Raw genomic sequence first — 16,869 nt, 5'->3', positions numbered from 1 at the left:
CTCGGAACGCTCATGAGTACGGATTAGGCTGCCCCCATGGCAAAGAAGCGCTCGAGCGGTGGCCTGTCGGCAACGCAGCAGGCCGCCAAGTTCCTCGGAGTCAGTGTGCTCGCGGGAGCCGTGATGGCGGGCATCGCGCTGCCCGCGGCCGGCGCGCTGGGCCTCGCGGCCAAGGGCTCGGTCAAGGGCTTCGACGAGATTCCGGCCAACCTCAAGAGCCCCCAGCTCAGTCAGCGCACGACCATACTGGACAGCCGGGGGACCCAGATCGCGACCGTCTACTCCCGTGACCGCACGGTGGTGGACCTCAAGAACATCTCGCCGTACATGCAGAAGGCGATCGTCGCGATCGAGGACTCGCGCTTCTACAAGCACGGCGCGATCGACCTCAAGGGCGTGCTGCGCGCCCTGAACAAGAACGCGCAGAGCGGCGGCGTCTCCCAGGGCGCCTCCACGCTGACCCAGCAGCTCGTGAAGAACTACTTCATCGAGGAGGCCGGCGACGACCCGACGAAGGTCGCCGAGGCCACCCAGCAGACCCTCGGCCGCAAGGTCAAGGAGCTGAAGTACGCGATCCAGATCGAGGAGAAGCTGGGCAAGAAGAAGATCCTCGAGAACTACCTGAACATCACCTTCTTCGGCGAGCAGGCCTACGGCGTCGAGGCGGCCGCCCAGCGCTACTTCTCCAAGCACGCCAAGGACCTGAACCTGCAGGAGTCGGCGCTGCTGGCCGGCATCGTGCAGTCCCCGAGCCGCTACGACCCGGTGAACGACGAGGCCGAGGCCACCAAGCGGCGCAACACCGTGCTGCAGCGCATGGCGGAGGTCGGCAACGTCTCCCAGGCGGAGGCCGACCGGGCCAAGGAGAAGCCGCTCGGACTGCACGTCAGCCAGCCGAAGAACGGCTGCATCACCGCGACGAAGGGCTCCGCGTTCTTCTGCAAGTACGTGGAGCACGTCTTCCTGACCGACCCGACCTTCGGCAAGACCCGCGAGCAGCGCGCCAAGCTCTGGAACCGCGGCGGACTGACCATCCGTACGACGCTCGATCCGCAGGCCCAGGACTCCGTCCAGGCCTCGCTGAAGGAGCACGTCTACAAGTCCGACAAGGTCGCGGCGGCCGCCACGCTGGTCGAGCCCGGCACCGGCAAGGTCCTGGCCATGGGTCAGTCGAAGCCGTTCGGCTACGGCAACAACGAGACGGAGTACAACTTCTCGGTCGACCGGGACCTGGGCGGCTCGAACTACGGCTTCCCGACCGGTTCGACGTTCAAGCCGTTCGTGGCGGCGGCCGCGATCGAGGGCGGCAAGCCGGCGACGCAGGAGTACTCGGCGCCGTACAAGATGAACTACCCGAGCCCCGTCCAGCGGTGCAGCAGCAACCCGTACGTCAACACCAAGAACGAGACGGTCGAGAACGAGAACGAGTCGGAGAAGGGCCCGTACCGCATGAAGGAGGCGATGGCCAAGTCCATCAACACCTACTTCGTGCAGCTCATCTCCGACATCGGCCTGTGCCCGGTGGTGAAGATGACCGACGCGCTGCACGTGGTGCAGGGTGACGGCTCGAAGCTCCCGGAGACCCCGTCGATCGCCCTCGGCTCGATCGGCCTCTCCCCGCTGACCATGGCCGGCGCCTACGCCACCTTCGCCTCCCGCGGGATGTACTGCACGCCGGTCGCCATCGAGTCGATCGTCCAGAAGGTCGGCACCGAGCAGAAGTCGCTCGAGGTGCCCAAGTCCACCTGCTCGCGCGCGATGAGCGAGAAGACCGCCGACACGGTCAACACGCTGCTGCGCGGTGTGGTCGACTCCGGTACCGGCCAGGAGGCGGGCCTGAACGACCGTGAGAGCGCGGGCAAGACGGGTACGACCGACGAGCGCAAGAACGCCTGGTTCGTCGGCTACACCCCGAACATGTCCGGCGCGGTCTGGGTGGGCAGCGCCAAGCAGAACGTGAAGATGACCGGGATCACCATCGGCGGCGTCTACCGCGATCTCGTCTTCGGCGGTCAGGTCCCCGGTCCCATCTGGCGGGACGCCATGGCCGGCGCCCTCGCCGGCAAGGACGCCCCGGACTTCCAGCTGGTCGACATCCCGGACGACCAGGGGGACGGTGGTGACCAGGGAAAAGGCGATCAGGGGGGACGCGACAGGAAGGGGGACAACACGGGGGGACGGACCGGGGGACTGATCGGCGGACCGACAAACGGGGGAACAAGCCAGGGCGGTGACACCGGCGGGACCGTCCCGACCCCGACCTTCTCCTTCCCCGACAACTTCATCGAGGGCCAGACCAACGGCGGCACGCACGGGAACGGCAACGGGGGGCACCGGGGGTGACCCCTCCCCCGTGACGCGGCGGCCGTGAAACGGCGGGGCCGCACCCTCTGCGAGAGGGTGCGGCCCCGTGGTCGTGCACGCGGTGTCCGGGGGCGGGCCACCGGCGTGATCAGACGCCGGTGGCGCGTCTCAGCCCTGCAGCAGCTTCTTCACCGCGGCGGCGACGCGGCCGCCCTCGGCCTGGCCGGCCACCTTCGGGTTCACGATCTTCATCACGGCGCCCATGGCCCGCGGCCCCTCGGCGCCGCCCGCCTTGGCCTCCTCGACGGCCTGGGCGACGATCGCGTTCAGTTCGTCGTCGCTGAGCGGCTTCGGCAGGTACGCGGCAAGGATCTCGCCCTCCGCCTTCTCCCGCTCGGCCTGCTCGGCGCGGCCGCCCTGCGCGAAGGCCTCGGCCGCCTCGCGGCGCTTCTTGGCCTCACGGGTGATCACCTTCTGCACCTCGTCGTCGGAGAGCTCGCGCTTCTCCTTGCCCGCGACCTCCTCCTTGGTGATCGCGGTGAGCGTCAGCCGGAGCGTCGAGGAGCGGAGCTCGTCGCGCCCCCTGATCGCGGCGTTGAGGTCGTCCTGCAGCTTCGACTTGAGCGTGGTGGTCATGGGGCCGATTGTCTCAGGTACCGGGGCGCGAACGCCCATTGATTTCCCGGGCGGCCGGTCCCGGGCATACCGCGGGGTCTGACACGATGGTCGTATGCGCGCGCGATATGGAGTACCCCTGGGAATCATGGCGGCAGGCGCCGCCGGAGTGGCCTACGCGGCGGGCTTCGAAGCCCGCTCCTTCCGCCTCCGACGGGTGACGGTCCCGGTCCTCCCGCCGGGCATGGGTCCGCTGCGCGTGCTCCAGGTCTCCGACATCCACATGGTGCGCGGCCAGCGCAAGAAGCAGCGCTGGCTGCAGTCGCTGGCGGGGCTGCGCCCGGACTTCGTGATCAACACGGGCGACAACCTCTCCGACCCGGAGGGCGTCCCCGACGTGCTCGACGCGCTCGGCCCGCTGATGGAGTTCCCAGGCGCGTACGTCTTCGGCTCCAACGACTACTACGGCCCGAGGCTCCGCAACCCCGCCCGCTACCTGCTGGAGAAGACGAGCGGCCGGCACGGCCTGAACGGCAACCCGCCGGCCGTGGGCGTGATCCACAACCCCTGGGAGGACATCAGGGACGGCTTCGACGCGGCGGGCTGGCTGAACCTGACGAACACCCGGGGCGTCCTGAAGGTCGAGGGCGTGTCGATCGAGCTGACGGGCCTGGACGACCCGCACATCAAGCGCGACCGCTACGCGCAGGTGGCGGGCGGCCCCTCCGGCTCGTACGACTTCTCGATGGGCGTCGTCCACGCCCCCTACCTGCGCGTCCTCGACTCCTTCACGGCGGACGACTACCCCCTCGTCCTGGCCGGCCACACCCACGGCGGCCAGCTCTGCATTCCCTTCTACGGCGCCCTGGTCACCAACTGCGACCTGGACACGGACCGCGTGAAGGGCCTTTCCCGGCACACGGCGGAGGGCCGCACGTCCTACCTGCACGTGTCGGCGGGCTGCGGCACCAACCGCTACACCCCCATCCGCTTCGCCTGCCCGCCGGAGGCGACGCTGCTGACGCTGGTCGGCCGGGAGTAGGCCGGACGGCGCCCTGGGCCGGGGCGCCGTCCTGAACCGGGGGGGCGCCGGGACTGGGGGCGCGCCGGGTCTGCCGGGCGCGCCGGGTCTGCCGGGCGCGCCGGGTCTGCCGGGCGCGCCAGGCGGGTGCCGGGCGGCGGCCCCCTGTCGATGGCGGAAGGACGGAGGGTCGGAAGGTCGGAAGGACGGAAGGGCGAAAGGGCGGACCACAGTGGCCGCAAACCCATTCGGACTGCCCCATATAGCCCCATTCATCCCCTCTGCCTAGCGTGAGGGCATGACCGCCCCGATACCCAGGGACATCCCGGACCTGCCCAGGGTGCCCGGCCCGCCCCTCCTGCTGCCCGCCCCGGTCCCGGCCACGGCGGTGGTAGGCCCCACGCACCGCCCCCTGGCAGCGCTGTTCCGCCTGATGATCGCCCTCGCGGCGGCCGCCGGCGTCGCCCTGCAGCTCCTCCTCGGCACCCCGTTCCGGACCCTGAGCTACTTCAGCGTCCAGGCCGACATCCTGCTGGCCGTCGTCATGCTCTCGTCGGCCTCCAGGGCCTGGCGCACGCGTCGCCCCCTGCCCGCGTCCGTGACCGGCGCCGCTCTCCTCTACGCCGTGGTCAGCGCCCTGACCTACCAGGTGCTGCTGGCCCACGCCACGCCGCCGTTCACCATGACGGACGCGGCCCCGCCCCCCGCCCGCTGGCACGCCCAGTGGGCAGCGCTCCAGCTCGTCCACACGGTCGCCCCACTGGCGGCCCTCCTGGACTGGCTCCTGCTCACCCCCGCGGCCCGCCTGCGCCTGCGCCACGCCGCGACCTGGCTCCTCTACCCCCTCGCCTACCTGGCCTTCTATCTCACCCAGGCGGCGCTCCGGTCCCCCTCCGCGCCGGCCCGATATCTCTACCCCTTCCTCGACGCGCAGACCCACGGCTACCGCGACACCCTGGCGAACGCCCTCCTCATCGGCCTCGCCATCTACGCTCTGGCGGTCCTCCTGGTCGCCCTGGACCACGCCCGCCCGAGCCCGGTCCGCCACCGCGGCTAAACCGGATTTCGTCTCCGGCCACCAGTGGGCTAAAGTAAACGACGTCGCCGCGAGAAGCAGCGACATCGGGGTGTAGCGCAGCTTGGCAGCGCGCTTCGTTCGGGACGAAGAGGTCGTGGGTTCAAATCCCGCCACCCCGACAGAGAAACAGCAGATCAGGCAGGTACTGGATTCAGTACCTGCCTGATCTGTTTCTGCGTGCGTGTCCACCTGAGTGACTACCGCTTCCCGCACGCCTACGGCCGCCGCGGCGGTCCCCGAGTGCCCGACGTGCCGCGAGATCTCCTCCAGGGGGACGCCCCGGTCGGAAAGCAGCGAGACGAAGCTGTGCCTCAGCTCCCGCGGAGTCCACTCGTCGGCGTTGATCCCGGCGATGCCCTTGAGCGCCTGGCGGAAGGCACGGCGGACCGGGTCGTCGTCCACGACAGCGACCAGGGCCACACGGTCACCGCGGAGCTGTACGCGGACGCACTGCGGGTAGGTCATTCGTGCTGAGTCAGGAAACCCGCCGCGGCTTCTGGTGCGAGTGCTGGACAGAAGACCTCACCGAGCAGCGAGGGCCGGCACTCCTGGCATCCTTCTACTGAGCGAGCAGTCGCGCCTTCTGCTGTTCGAACTCGGTCGTGCTCAGCACACCCTGGTCCCGCAGCGCCGCGAGCTTAGCCAACTCGTCGGCGAGTGAGGCCGGCCCCGTAGCGGCCGGTGCCTGGGGTGCGTGCTGCGCGACGATGGCCTGGTCAATGGCAGCGCGGAGCTTCTCGAACTCCGACTGCTGCTGCTTGGTGAAGACGACCGAGTTCTCGTCGTGCGCTGCGCTGGAGGTCTGGCTGCCGAATGCTGACCGGCGTTCGTTGCCTCCGGGCACTGTGAACTGGATGAAGCCATTCACGAATGCGCCGGCGGGCTTCCATTGAACGGCCGTGATCTGACGGATGTGGAGTCGCTTCTCGCCCTTGCCGACTGTGGCTCGGGCAAGGAATCCCTTGCGGGTGATGGTGACGTACTGGCCATCGAACTGAACCTGCCCGCCGTGACCTTTGACCTCGATCATGGTGTTACCCCCCTTGCTGGTGGGGGCATCGTGGCACGAGGTCTCCTAATCTGGGGAGGGGAATGACAAAGGCCCCTATTTGAGCTGCCTCGCTTCAGTCGGTTCGGATCTGCGATGCACCATGCGAAGCCGCCAGTTGGCATCCCTGAAGCGGTGGACACGGGTCGACGCTGACGGTAGTGGTGACGGCCAACGACAGTGGACGCCAGCGGCGCTCACCAGCCGAGCACAGCGGCGGCAGCGTGGTGACAGACCGGCACGCCATCATGTGCCCGCATCTTCTAAGCGCCTGGTCGGCTTGCGCGGCTGTGTCTAACTGCGTTCGGTCGGGGCCTGCCCGCTCCGGTGGCTCAGCAAGGAGCCGTGCCAGTCGCGTGCCAGATCGCGCGGGAACCAGGGGGAGCAGCGGGCACTGGGGCGACGGCGCCCAAGACTCCAACTCAATTGCAGGTCAGCACAAAACCCGCTTCCCAGAAAACCCAAGCTTCCCAAGCTGAGGGCCGATCGCTGCCCGATAGCCTGCTCCCCGTGCCGTTCGCTCAGGCGCCAACGGGCGCCCTTCAGCTGAAGTGGGAACTCCAGGGCCATGGGTGGGCGAGGTGCCACCTAGCCACTGACTCCCATCAGGCTTCGCTCGTAGTCAGTTACTGCACCGATGCGTTGGCGGATCTCGTGGCAGCAGCAGGCGGGCTCTACGGGCAGCAGCGCACGACCCGATTCTTCTTCGACGCCGAGCCGCAGGAACTCCGCTGGGTGCTCCGTGCCACGGATGCACTGATCGACGTGACCATCCACAAGTTCTCCGATGTGTCGATCAGCCCCGACCTACCGGACAACGCCGGCACGGTGATCTGGCAGTCGGCACACTCACGTCGCTTGTTCTCCCACGCCGTGCTGAACGCCGCTCAGAATGTGTTCGCGGAGCACGGCGAGGCCGGTTATCAGGCCAAGTGGATGCTCCATCCCTTTCCCGTCGCTCTGGTCCAGGACCTCCGCAGACTGCATCTGCGTGACGACGCCTGCGGACTGCCCCACGACCACGCACATCCCTAGGCGAACGAGGTGTTCCTGACTTCCCAGGGCTCCCGCGGTGACACCCGACGGGCAGCGAGAGTGAGTGTCTAACTGCGTGACAACGCCGACGAACAGCGGCGGACATTCACGAACGCCTGCGGACCATCAGCGCAGGTGAACAGCACGCCAGCTCAAGGCGGCGCTCCCACCCAAGTTGCTTCGGGACGAAGAGGTCGTAGGTGCAAAGCCCGCTACTCTCACGGGCCAGGTCTGTGGCCGTTAGGCCCCCTCAACCGCGGCCGTCTCCGGGTGGCCGACGAGCCGCGAGAGCTGCTGCGGCGGCACGCCCCGGGTCGGAGTGACTGGCGGGAGGCACGGCCTCCGTCTGAGCGAGGGTACGCGTCTTGGGTGGGCGTCCGTCTGCCCGTGGGGCGCCGAACACAGCGAGTCCGGTCAGCGGCACAGGGCCATGATGGTTTCGTCGAAGTCCGGGAATTCCTGGGTTGCCAGTTCGATCACTGCGGCTGCCGGCTGCTCGGAGTCGGCGGCGAATCGTTTGGCGACGGCCGTCAGTTTCTGGTTGTGGCGCGGAGTCCAGTCGGAGGCGTACGACGTGGCCGCTTCCCAGGGGCCGTATCCGCCGGCCAGCAGCCACAGGAACGCGTTCAGGTCGCGCGCCACGACACCGGTCTCTCCCTCGGAACCGAGGAAGACCACGGGCTGGTCGGCCAGCGGGCGGTGTGGGTGGACGAGCCAGAAGGCCGCGTAGCCGCCCGTACCATCCTGGCCGAACACTCGGAAGCAGTCGCCGTCCAGCTTCGCGTTGCCTGTCCACGCCCGGAACCAGTCGGTGGTGTCCTCGGCGGACAGGAAGGCTGGGAAGGGTTCGAAGTCGACGCCGTGGCCGTCGTCGTAGTCGAACGGGAGTGTCAGAGCGGCGGCGAGGGCCGCGGGGAACTGCCGATCATCAGTAGGCACCACGCGAACAGGCTAGCGATCGGCCCCTGGTCGCCGCGAGAACGGCTGTGTCGGGCGTTCAGCGGGCGAATTTCGCGATCGCCGCCGGGGTGACGGGGGTGAAGAAGTTGACCAGGTTGCCGTCGGGGTCGCGCAGCAGGAGCGATCGGTTGCCCCAGGGCATCGTGGTCGGCTCGGTGACGAAGGCCGTGACGAAGCCGGTCAGGTTTTGGTGGACGCGGTCCACGTCGTCGACGAGGAACTCGGTGATCACGCTGTGGTTGTCCGCCGGGCGGGCCGAGCCCGGGGCGAACAGCGGGACGGTGCTGCTGCCGGCGATCGCGAGGGTGGCGCCCGCTGTGGTGAGTTCGGCGAAGTCCTTCGTGGCCCACGTCGCCCGCGCCCCCGTGGCCCGCTCGTAGAACTCGACGAGGCGTGCCACGTCGCCGGTGATGATGCGGACCGAGACGAACTCCATGGGGATCTCCTTGGCTGTGCTTGAGGCGTGCACTGCGCAGGCTAGGAGGAATAGTGGACAGAATCGGTCCTCTATTCGCCTAGGTTGTGTACATGTCCCGACCCACCGCCCGCGTGCTCACGCTCCTCGAACTGCTGCAGTCGGGCGGCACCCGGACAGTGGCCGAACTGGCCGACCGGCTCGGCGTCGAAGGGCGCACCGTGCGGCGGTACGTGGACCAGCTGATCGACCTCGATGTGCCCGTGGAGTCGGTGCGCGGCCGCTACGGCGGGTACCGGCTCGCGCCCGGGTACCGCCTGCCTCCCCTCATGCTCAGCGACGACGAGGCGCTGGCCGTGCTGCTCGGCCTGATCGCCGGCCGCCGAGCCGGGCTGACGACGACGCAGCGCACGGCCAACGAGACGGCGTCGGCGAAGGTCCGGCGAGTGCTGCCCAAGCACCTCGCACGCCGGCTCGACACGCTCCTGGAATCCCTCGCCTTCACTGAACAGCCCGGGGAGTTCGAGGCCCCGGACACCGGGGTACTGCTCACCGTCGCCGACGCGGTGCGCCACCGCCGGCCGGTCTCGGTCCGCTACACCGACCGCGACGGGCGGCGCAGCGAACGCACGCTGCACGCGTACGGGATCGTCGCGCATGCGGGCCGGTGGTACGTCACGGGCAAGGACGCCCGGATCGGCGAGGACCGGACCTTCCGGCTCGATCGCATCGCGGACGCGCGGACCCTTCCCGGTACGTTCGAAGCGCCCTCGGGTCCCGGTCCGGCGCAGCGCGTGCTGTCGGCGTTCGCCACCGCCGAGTACCGGTACGAGGTGACCCTGCGGATCCACGGGACGGTCGAGCAGATCCGCGCCCACCTGCCCGCGGGCATCGCGAGCCTCGAGGAGCTCGAACCCGCGGCGGGCCAGGACCAGGCCGCCGAGCGCTGGCACCGCGTCGAGCTGCGGGCGGAGCGGCTCGACTGGGTGCCTCCCGTGCTCGCCTCGCTCGACCGGCCGTTCGTCATCGAACGCCCCGACGAACTGCGCGACCTCGTCACCGCGCTCGCCGATCGCCTCGCTTCCAGCGCTCGCCAAGCGTGAAGGCGGGGAGGTACTACCGCTGGGCGCTGCGCTCGTAGCAACGCAGTCCGCGCAATTGAGACGCCTGCTCCGCCCAGCCGCCGAAGCCGCTGGAGAAATTGGTCGCTGTGAGTCGGCCGGTTCTGCACACTCTGGTGCGTGGAGCGCCTGATGGAGATCGCTGGTCGGCTGGCCGGCGTCGGTGGAGTGGTCGGGGTGTGTCTGGGCGGCAGTCGGGCCAGGGGGACGCATCGTCCTGACTCCGACTTCGATCTCGGGGTGTACTACCGGCCCCCGCTGGACACCGCCGCCCTGCGCCGGCTCGCGTTCGAACTGACCGGTGAGCGGATCGAGGTGACGGAGCCGGGCGGGTGGGGGCCGTGGGTGGACGGTGGGGCCTGGCTGACCGTCGACGGGTGCCGTGTCGACTGGATCTACCGCGACCTGGACCGCGTTCGCCGGATCTGGGAGGAGTGCCGGGAGGGGCGCTTCGAGGTCGGGGTACAGGCCGGGCATCCGCTCGGGGTGTACTCCTACGCGTACGCCGGGGAGCTGGCCCTCGGCCGGGTTCTCGTTGATGACAGCGGTCGGTTGCGGGCCCTGCAGCAGGAGACCCGGCGATATCCGGAGCCGCTGCGCGAGGCGCTGATCGCCAACGCGCGGTGGGAGGCTCCCTTCATCCTGGCCAACGCCCGCAAGGGAGCGGCGCGGGGCGACACCTTCCATGTCGCCGGCTGCCTGTTCCGCGCGGTGGGGCTTCTCGTCCACGGCCTGCATGCTCACGCGGGCTGCTGGGTGGTGAACGAGAAGGGTGCTGTTCAGGCCGCGGGGGAACTCCCGGGTGCGCCTCGGGACTTCTCCGGGCGGGCCCACGGTCTGTTCGCCGCGCTCGGCACGGGCCCGGATGCGCTGTTCAGCGTGCTCGATGCCGCTGACGAGCTGGCTGCCGAGGTTTGCGGGCGGCTCGCCGTCTGAGACAGGCCTCGATGGCTTCGGCCACCGGCAGGTCGCGCCTATCTGCGGCGCCGGACGTACCAGCCCACGGCCAGCACCACCAGAAGCGACGCCACGAACGCCCACACGGTCGTCGCCGTGTCGAAGGACCGGTACACGATGGCCAGCATGGGTGGACGGGTACCCGGTATGCCGCGCGACAGTGACGACGGCTGCGACGGCTGCGACGGGCTGCGAGCGAGAGGCTGCCCTGCCAGTCCGGATGCGTGCTGGTGGGCGGGTCCGCCCAGGGCGGTGGGCCGCGCGAAGGGGCGGCCCTGCGCACCGACATGCCTGCGGCACCGGCAGAGGCTCTGCCGGTGCCGCTGGGTCACCCTCGGGTCAGCTGGAGAAGTACAGGTATTTCCACGAGCCGTACGTCGTCGTGTTGACGGTGTCGCCCGAGGAGCCGTTGATGTACGACGCGCGGACGCGGGCCTTGATGCCGGACTGGCCGGGGGCGCCCAGGTTCACGGCGCACTTGCCGTTGGAGGCGAGCTTGAAGTACTCCGAGCTGCCGTCCGTGGCGTACCACTTGCCCTGGTAGTAGACCTGGAGGTCGAGGCGCTCCTTGCGGCCCGAGTAGTACGACATGGTCGTGGTGATCACCGGAGCGGTGTTCTTGTGGAACCAGTAGTACGTCGTCGTGCCGATCTTGGCCTTCTTGTAGTACTTCGACATCACGCTGGAGTTCTTCACCTTGGCGAAGCCCGTGGACTTGACCGTCTTCGGCTTGTAGCGGGCGTCGCCCTTGAAGACCGCGGTGACGTCGGTGTCGCGGGTCATGTCGACCGTGGCGGAGATGTTGCCGTGCGAGTCGACCGTGCCGCTCTTGAGCAGCTTGTTGGGCTTGTCGCCGCCGTAGGGGTTGGCCCAGATCTCGACCGTGCGGTTCTTGTACGTCGTGCCGAGGTGCGCCGTGAACTTCACGTCGGCGCCGTAGGAGTACACCTTGCCGTTGTTGTTCAGGCTCAGCGAGGTCGAGGCGCGGGAGACGGAGACCTTGCCGGTCGCGGAGACCGCGGAGTGCGTGGCGTCGCCCGCGTACCTGACCTTGTAGGTGACCGTGCCGCCGGCGGGCGGGGTGTCGGAGAAGGAGTACGTGCCGTCCGACTTCACCGTGACGTCGGGCAGCGCCTTGCCGCTCGGGGACTCCAGGTCGGTGCGGGTGGCCTGGAGCTTCACGCCGGCCGGCAGCGGCACCGACGCGGTCAGCCGGCCGGTGACGGTGAGCGACTTGCCGCGGGTCGCGGTGGCCGGCGCCTTGACCGTCAGGGCCGGGCTGTTCAGCCCCGGGTCGGTGAGGACCTTGAGGGTGTAGCCGTCGCTCTCGCTGCCGGTGCCGACCAGCGCGAAGACCCGGGAGTCGTCCGGCGCCCAGGCGAGGTCGGCCGGGCGGGAGGTGCTGCCCTGGTCGTAGGTGTGCAGCGGCAGGGTGGCGTTCGGCTGGTACGTGAGGATCTTGGTGCCGCTCGCCTGGGCGACGAGGCCGTTGGAGGCGATGTCGGCGAACTGGCCGCCGGGGTAGGAGCCGGCGGCCTTGAACGTGCCGTTCGCGTAGGCGTCCCGGTCCCGGCCGTTGACCAGCACCTGCTTGCCGCCGGGCACCACGTCGATGTCGCCGATGCCGTTGTTCAGGGAGTAGTCGCCGTTGTGCCAGGCGACCACGGCGGGCTTGGCGCCGGAGACGTCGAGCACGGCCATCGAGTCCGAGGAGAGCCCGGTCTCGCCGACGGCGAGGACGCCCGGCTGGGTCGGGTCGGTGTCCAGCAGCGCCTGGCCCCAGACGCCGACCGAGGTGCCCTCGGTCGGGAACTGCGCCATGGCCACCGGGTCGGCGCCGGTCGCCGGGTCCACGGCCGGGTCGACGGAACCGATGTCGCCGTCCCACTGGTCGCCGTAGGAGAACCACACCTTGCCGCCGCTGAACGCGACGTGGCGCGGGCCGTAGTTGGTGGAGACGGTGTAGCGGGCCTTGACGTCCAGGGTGGTCGCGTCGATGGCCCAGATCTCGTGGATCTGCGGCGCGGCCGCGTACACGGTCGAGCCGTCGTCCGAGACGACGAGGTCGCTGACGCCGGTGACACCGCCGACCGAACCGAGGACGGCGCCGGAGTAGTCGGCGGCCACGACGGTGTCCTTGGCGGCGTCGCCGACGAACACCCGCTTCACCGCGCCGTCCACCGCGAGGCCGCCGGGCGTGGTGACCCGGGCGGCCGAGGCGGCCGAGGCGGTGCCGGCCACGCCGGCGCTCAGCGCCGCCGAGCCGAAGAGGACCGCGAGCGCCGTCGCGGTCGAGATGCTGCGCCTACGCACAGTGCTGTTACCCCCACGAGGAGACCCGGTGCAGGACCGGGGAGATGAGTGCGCCGCGCGGCACCCGGACGTGACCGCCGGACGGCGGTGACGCGCGGGGCGCGGCTGCTGGAGGCAGCGTATGGCATGACTGTGACAAATGAGGAGGGGGTTTCGGTTGTGAAGAGGTCACTCGCCTCGGGCCGCGACATCGCAACGGCGGACCACGACACCGCGAGGCAGGCGCACGGCGGCGCCACCCGCGCGGCCCGTACGGTCCTGCGGCGCGATCCGAGCGGTCGGGAAGTCCGACCTGCCGGCCGGATGGGAACCCCGGCGCTGGTTTCTACGTTGCTGTAGAAGATGCGGTCGCCCCTCCTGGTGGCCGCAACGCCGTCTATCGCATGTGGAGTTGGTTGGCATGGCCCTGTGGGACCGCCTCAAGGAGTCCGCGTCTCAGATGCAGAACCAGTTGGTGGCGAAGAAGAACGACCTCAAGAGCGGCGCCTTCCGAGACGCGAGCATGGCCATGTGCGCGCTGGTCGCGGCTGCCGACGGGACCGTCGATCCCTCCGAGCGGCAGCGCGTGGCCCAGCTCATCGGTACCAACGAGGTACTGCAGAACTTCCCCGCCGACGATCTGCGCCGGCGCTTCGAGGAGAACCTGAACAAGCTCACCGCCGACTTCGCCTTCGGCAAGGTCAGCGTGATGCAGGAGATCGCCAAGGCGAAGAAGAAGCCGGCGGAGGCCCGTGCGGTGATCCAGATCGGCATCGTCATCGGCGGCGCCGACGGCGACTTCGACAAGGACGAGCAGGCCGTCGTCCGCGAGGCGTGCTACGCGCTCGACCTGCCGCCGCACGAGTTCGACCTCTGACGGTCAGGCCCTGACGGCGGCGGCGCCCGGTCCTCAGAGGGGCGTCGCCGCCTTCAGGACGAGGTACATCGTCACGGCCGAGTTCGCCGACGACAGCGCGGACACGGCCGTGCCCACCGCCGCGCCCCAGGCCGCCAGGCCCACCGAGGTGAACACCGGCGGCCAGGGGCGGCCCGACGGGGCGGGCGCGAGCAGCGCCGCCACCCGGCGCGGGACCGGTCCGGGCGCGGCGAGGCAAGGCAGCGTCGCGGCCGGGGCGCGGTGGGCGGACAGGGCCGCCCGGCCGATGGCGCGGGCCACCGTCCGGCGGCTGCCGACCACGCGGGCCGCCTCCTCGTCCGCCCACCGCTCCGCCGTGTACGACACCGCCGTGCGCAGCGGGCGCAGGAACGGGTTGGCGCACGCCGCCAAGTGGACGGCGAGGAGCAGGCGGTGGTGCCGGGCGGCGAGGTGGGCGCGCTCGTGGGCGAACAGTGCCCTGCGTTCACCGGGCCGCCGAAGCCGCTCCAGCAGGGCGGTGGTCACGACCACGCGGTCCCTTCGTCCGCGTCCGCCGGGCAGCGCGTACGCGTACGCCGCCTCGTCACGCAGTACGGCCACCTGGGCGCCCCGGAGGCCGGCCAGGGCCCGGTGCGCGCGGCGCCGGGTGCGGGCGTGGCGCCACAGGGTCCGGCCGCAGGCCGCGACCACCGCGCACAGGGCCGGGATGGCCGCCTTGCCGGCGATCTCGTCGTACGGCACGGCGGCGCGCACCTCGGGGTCGGACCAGGCGTCGGGCAACGGGTTGCCGGGGAGCTGGGCGGTGCCGACCACCATCACCAGGGCGAGGCAGACGGTGCTGCACACCGCCATCACCGCCGCCACGGCCGCCAGCAGCCGCGTGGCGGCACGGGGATGCAGGTGCTGTTCGGCCAGGCGCGCGACCGGCCACGCCGTCAACGGCAGCACCAGCGGCAGGAAGACGAAGAGTCCCATCAGACCCCCATGATCTCCATCAGAGGATCCCCATCGGGCCTCAGTCGTCCGCCGGCAGGTCTTCTCCCGGCAGGTCCACTCCCGGCGGGTCTTCTCCCGCCAGGTCCTCTCCCAGCAGGTCCTCGCCCAGCAGTTCGCGCAGCAGTCGCCCGTCCTCGGGGCCGAGGCCGGTGACGAAGCTGGCCAGTACGGCCTGCCGGTCGCCGCCGGCGTCCAGCACCTTGCGCATCTTCCGCGCGGCCAGGTCCGCCTCGTCCGACACCGGCGTCCAGGCGAAGGACCGGCCCGCCCGCTCCCGGGTGACCGCGCACTTGGCCAGCAGCCGGGTGAGGATCGTGACCACCGTCGTGTAGGCGAGGTCGCCGCCCAGGCGCTCCTGCACCCAGCCGGCCGTCGCGGGTCCGCCCGCCTCCCGCAGCGCCGACAGGACCTGCGCCTCCAGCTCGCCCTGCCCGCGCCGGGAACGCCGCCGGTCTGCCGTCACGCCCCGTCTCCCTTCCGCCGTCCCCAGGTCATGGGCGGTACATCGTAGGGACACGCCGGGGCGCACGCCGGAGCGCCCGTGCCGTGGTCAGCATCTGCCCGCCCGGCGCAGCGCCTCCTCGGCGCCGTCGGCCAGGGCGCCCACCAGGCCGGCCGCGGGGGGCAGGCCGGTGACGAGGTCGACGGCCTCGCCCGCCCACACCGGCAGCGGCGGCACCGCGCCCCGCGCCACGTCGTCCTGGTAGTCCTGCCGGGCCCGCGCGTCCGCTGCGAGCTCCTGCTCCCGGTCGCGCCACCGGTCCAGATACGGGTGCCCCAGGGTGCGGGCGGTGTACCGGGAGGGCCAGCGGGAGCCACGGACGATGTCCAGTACCCGGCTGCGCTCCGTGTCCTCCCCGCGTCCGTCGACGAGCGCGGCGGAGACCGAGGGGTGGACCAGCGCCTCGGCCGTGGCCTGGAAGCGGGTGCCGATCAGCGCCCCGGCGGCCCCGAGGGCCAGGACGGCCGCCAGGCCGCGGCCGTCGGCGATCCCGCCCGCCGCCAGCACCGGCACCGGCGCCGCCAGGTCCACCACCAGCGGCACGAACGGCAGGGTGGAGCGCCCGTGCCGGGCCCCGTGCCCGCCGCCCTCGGTGCCCTGGGCCACGATGACGTCGGCGCCCAGGTCCACCGCCTGCCGGGCCTCCTCCATGTCGGTGACCTGCACGATGAGCGCGGCGCCTGCCCGGCGGACGGATTCGGCGTACGGGCTCGGGTCCCCGAACGAGAACATCACCGCCCTGGGCCGGTGCTCCAGTACCCGTTCGACCGCACGGGCGTCGATCTGCCAGGTCAGCAGGCCGACACCCCAGGGCTGCGCGGTGCCCCGCCGGATCAGGGGCACCTCGCGGGCCAGCCAGTCCGGGTCGCCGTCGCCGGAGCCGAGCAGCCCGAACCCACCGCCCCGCGAGACCGCCGCCGTCAGCGCGCCCCCGGCGGAGCCGCCCATGGGCGCCAGCGCGACCGGGTGCCGTACCCCGAACAACTTCGTGAACGCCGTCGACAACGCCATGGCCGCCATCATCGCCCCACGCGGGCGCGAGCGGCATCCCCCGCACCGGCCGGCACCCCCACCTCCGCCCAGACCGTCCTGCCCACGGGGTGCCGCGGCGTCCAGCCCCAGCAGGCGGCCAGGGCGTCCACGAGGAGCAGGCCGCGGCCCGACTCGCCCTCCGGGGCGGAGGGCGGCCGACCGGCCCCGGTTGTGGGTCGTCCTGGACGAGGCGGTGCTGAGGCGTCCGGTCGGGGGCCGTGACGTGATGCGTGAGCAACTGAGGCGACTGCTCCGGACCGCGGCGGAACCGCACATCACTGCCGTTCGACCAGGGGGCCCACGACGCGATGGGCGGCTCGCTGACGCTCCTCGAGCTGCCGGACGGCTCGGAGGCCGGCGGCGGGGCTGGACTCCGCGCTGCTCACGGCAGGGCTCCCCGGCAGTCTGCGGGCCCGCCCGGCCCACATCCTCGCCTTCCGCCTCCGCCAGACACCGCTGCCCGCCCCGCCCGAGCCGTCGCGCCCTGCGGCCCGCCCGGCCACCCTGCCGCTCCAGAACTGCGACGGCTGCGACCGCGCCTTCCGCGCCCCGACCCCGGGTCACTGCCGCGACTGCCGCACCGGGGCCTTCCTGGGCGAGGCGTGCTGAGCCCGCG

Annotated in this window: 15 protein-coding genes, 1 tRNA gene and 1 pseudogene; 9 read left to right on the top strand and 8 right to left on the bottom strand. The window is 70.9% G+C overall.

Annotation, left to right across the window (positions count from 1 at the left end; translation table 11 throughout):
- Positions 1-36: 36 nt before the first annotated feature.
- Positions 37-2,343, top strand: coding sequence for a transglycosylase domain-containing protein (locus tag ACFYU0_RS13965; protein WP_389300697.1), 2,307 nt, complete (start codon positions 37-39; stop codon positions 2,341-2,343).
- Between the two features lie 129 nt (positions 2,344-2,472).
- Here the strand turns inward: ACFYU0_RS13965 and ACFYU0_RS13960 are convergent, their stop codons facing one another.
- Positions 2,473-2,940 carry a GatB/YqeY domain-containing protein gene (locus tag ACFYU0_RS13960; protein ID WP_351667421.1) on the bottom strand — a complete coding sequence of 156 codons (468 nt, stop codon included), beginning with the start codon at positions 2,938-2,940 and terminating at the stop codon, positions 2,473-2,475.
- Positions 2,941-3,034: 94 nt separating this feature from the next.
- Here ACFYU0_RS13960 and ACFYU0_RS13955 point away from each other — a divergent pair, with 94 nt between their 5' ends.
- The 3 genes from ACFYU0_RS13955 (at position 3,035) to ACFYU0_RS13945 (ending at position 5,137) form a co-directional block, all read left to right on the top strand.
- Positions 3,035-3,961 (top strand): metallophosphoesterase, encoded by a 927-nt coding sequence (locus ACFYU0_RS13955; RefSeq protein ID WP_351667423.1) that lies wholly within the window; start codon positions 3,035-3,037, stop codon positions 3,959-3,961.
- Between the two features lie 277 nt (positions 3,962-4,238).
- On the top strand, positions 4,239-4,997 hold the full coding sequence (locus ACFYU0_RS13950; RefSeq protein ID WP_389300693.1) for a Pr6Pr family membrane protein: 759 nt from the start codon (positions 4,239-4,241) through the stop codon (positions 4,995-4,997).
- A 66-nt stretch (positions 4,998-5,063) separates the two neighbouring features.
- Positions 5,064-5,137, top strand: a tRNA-Pro gene (locus ACFYU0_RS13945).
- Positions 5,138-5,577: 440 nt separating this feature from the next.
- On the opposite strand, the gene ACFYU0_RS13940 is transcribed toward ACFYU0_RS13945, so the two are convergent.
- Positions 5,578-6,048 (bottom strand): DUF4429 domain-containing protein, encoded by a 471-nt coding sequence (locus tag ACFYU0_RS13940; RefSeq protein WP_389300690.1) that lies wholly within the window; start codon positions 6,046-6,048, stop codon positions 5,578-5,580.
- A gap of 672 nt (positions 6,049-6,720) precedes the next feature.
- On the opposite strand from ACFYU0_RS13940, the gene ACFYU0_RS13935 reads away from it, so the two are divergent.
- Positions 6,721-7,101 (top strand): hypothetical protein, encoded by a 381-nt coding sequence (locus ACFYU0_RS13935; RefSeq protein ID WP_389300687.1) that lies wholly within the window; start codon positions 6,721-6,723, stop codon positions 7,099-7,101.
- A 414-nt stretch (positions 7,102-7,515) separates the two neighbouring features.
- Here the strand turns inward: ACFYU0_RS13935 and ACFYU0_RS13930 are convergent, their stop codons facing one another.
- A complete protein-coding gene (locus tag ACFYU0_RS13930; protein WP_389300684.1) occupies positions 7,516-8,043 on the bottom strand; it encodes an SMI1/KNR4 family protein in 528 nt (175 codons plus the stop codon).
- A 55-nt stretch (positions 8,044-8,098) separates the two neighbouring features.
- Positions 8,099-8,497, bottom strand: a complete 399-nt coding sequence (locus ACFYU0_RS13925) for a VOC family protein (RefSeq protein WP_389300681.1) — start codon at positions 8,495-8,497, stop codon at positions 8,099-8,101.
- Between the two features lie 92 nt (positions 8,498-8,589).
- Here ACFYU0_RS13925 and ACFYU0_RS13920 point away from each other — a divergent pair, with 92 nt between their 5' ends.
- Positions 8,590-9,579: a helix-turn-helix transcriptional regulator gene (locus ACFYU0_RS13920; RefSeq protein ID WP_389300678.1), complete on the top strand. Its 990-nt coding sequence runs from the start codon at positions 8,590-8,592 to the stop codon at positions 9,577-9,579.
- A 150-nt stretch (positions 9,580-9,729) separates the two neighbouring features.
- On the top strand, positions 9,730-10,533 hold the full coding sequence (locus ACFYU0_RS13915) for a nucleotidyltransferase domain-containing protein (protein WP_389300675.1): 804 nt from the start codon (positions 9,730-9,732) through the stop codon (positions 10,531-10,533).
- Between the two features lie 360 nt (positions 10,534-10,893).
- Here ACFYU0_RS13915 and ACFYU0_RS13910 read toward each other — a convergent pair whose 3' ends face one another.
- The gene (locus ACFYU0_RS13910) at positions 10,894-12,867 is read right to left on the bottom strand and encodes an Ig-like domain repeat protein (protein ID WP_351667433.1); all 1,974 of its coding nucleotides are present in this window, start codon (positions 12,865-12,867) and stop codon (positions 10,894-10,896) included.
- Between the two features lie 400 nt (positions 12,868-13,267).
- Between ACFYU0_RS13910 and ACFYU0_RS13905 the strand changes: the two genes are divergently transcribed.
- Positions 13,268-13,723, top strand: a complete 456-nt coding sequence (locus ACFYU0_RS13905) for a TerB family tellurite resistance protein (RefSeq protein WP_351667435.1) — start codon at positions 13,268-13,270, stop codon at positions 13,721-13,723.
- Positions 13,724-13,756: 33 nt separating this feature from the next.
- Here the strand turns inward: ACFYU0_RS13905 and ACFYU0_RS13900 are convergent, their stop codons facing one another.
- The 3 genes from ACFYU0_RS13900 to ACFYU0_RS13890 all read right to left on the bottom strand — a co-directional run bounded on the left by ACFYU0_RS13900 (position 13,757) and on the right by ACFYU0_RS13890 (position 16,232).
- On the bottom strand, positions 13,757-14,698 hold the full coding sequence (locus ACFYU0_RS13900; RefSeq protein ID WP_389300670.1) for a M56 family metallopeptidase: 942 nt from the start codon (positions 14,696-14,698) through the stop codon (positions 13,757-13,759).
- A gap of 40 nt (positions 14,699-14,738) precedes the next feature.
- Positions 14,739-15,182 carry a BlaI/MecI/CopY family transcriptional regulator gene (locus tag ACFYU0_RS13895; RefSeq protein WP_389300667.1) on the bottom strand — a complete coding sequence of 148 codons (444 nt, stop codon included), beginning with the start codon at positions 15,180-15,182 and terminating at the stop codon, positions 14,739-14,741.
- A gap of 87 nt (positions 15,183-15,269) precedes the next feature.
- Positions 15,270-16,232, bottom strand: coding sequence for a nitronate monooxygenase (locus tag ACFYU0_RS13890; RefSeq protein WP_351667441.1), 963 nt, complete (start codon positions 16,230-16,232; stop codon positions 15,270-15,272).
- Here ACFYU0_RS13890 and ACFYU0_RS13885 point away from each other — a divergent pair.
- Positions 16,168-16,473: pseudogene (locus ACFYU0_RS13885) on the top strand (hypothetical protein); the annotation flags it as partial. The gene ACFYU0_RS13890 and the pseudogene ACFYU0_RS13885 overlap by 65 nt on opposite strands.
- Positions 16,474-16,869 lie beyond the last annotated feature (396 nt).

The organism is Streptomyces sp. NPDC003720 (assembly GCF_042875075.1).
Lineage (GTDB): Bacteria > Actinomycetota > Actinomycetes > Streptomycetales > Streptomycetaceae > Streptomyces.
Note: the sequence above shows the minus strand (reverse complement) of the source record. Positions and strands in the feature narration are given on the sequence as shown.

Coding starts and splice junctions, on each gene's coding strand:
- ACFYU0_RS13920 (WP_389300678.1), top strand. CDS start 8,590: ATGTCCCGACCCACCGCCCGCGTGCTCACGCTCCTCGAACTGCTGCAG.
- ACFYU0_RS13900 (WP_389300670.1), bottom strand. CDS start 14,698: ATGGGACTCTTCGTCTTCCTGCCGCTGGTGCTGCCGTTGACGGCGTGG.
- ACFYU0_RS13940 (WP_389300690.1), bottom strand. CDS start 6,048: ATGATCGAGGTCAAAGGTCACGGCGGGCAGGTTCAGTTCGATGGCCAG.
- ACFYU0_RS13955 (WP_351667423.1), top strand. CDS start 3,035: ATGCGCGCGCGATATGGAGTACCCCTGGGAATCATGGCGGCAGGCGCC.
- ACFYU0_RS13905 (WP_351667435.1), top strand. CDS start 13,268: ATGGCCCTGTGGGACCGCCTCAAGGAGTCCGCGTCTCAGATGCAGAAC.
- ACFYU0_RS13965 (WP_389300697.1), top strand. CDS start 37: ATGGCAAAGAAGCGCTCGAGCGGTGGCCTGTCGGCAACGCAGCAGGCC.
- ACFYU0_RS13925 (WP_389300681.1), bottom strand. CDS start 8,497: ATGGAGTTCGTCTCGGTCCGCATCATCACCGGCGACGTGGCACGCCTC.
- ACFYU0_RS13915 (WP_389300675.1), top strand. CDS start 9,730: ATGGAGATCGCTGGTCGGCTGGCCGGCGTCGGTGGAGTGGTCGGGGTG.
- ACFYU0_RS13890 (WP_351667441.1), bottom strand. CDS start 16,232: ATGGCGTTGTCGACGGCGTTCACGAAGTTGTTCGGGGTACGGCACCCG.
- ACFYU0_RS13950 (WP_389300693.1), top strand. CDS start 4,239: ATGACCGCCCCGATACCCAGGGACATCCCGGACCTGCCCAGGGTGCCC.
- ACFYU0_RS13960 (WP_351667421.1), bottom strand. CDS start 2,940: ATGACCACCACGCTCAAGTCGAAGCTGCAGGACGACCTCAACGCCGCG.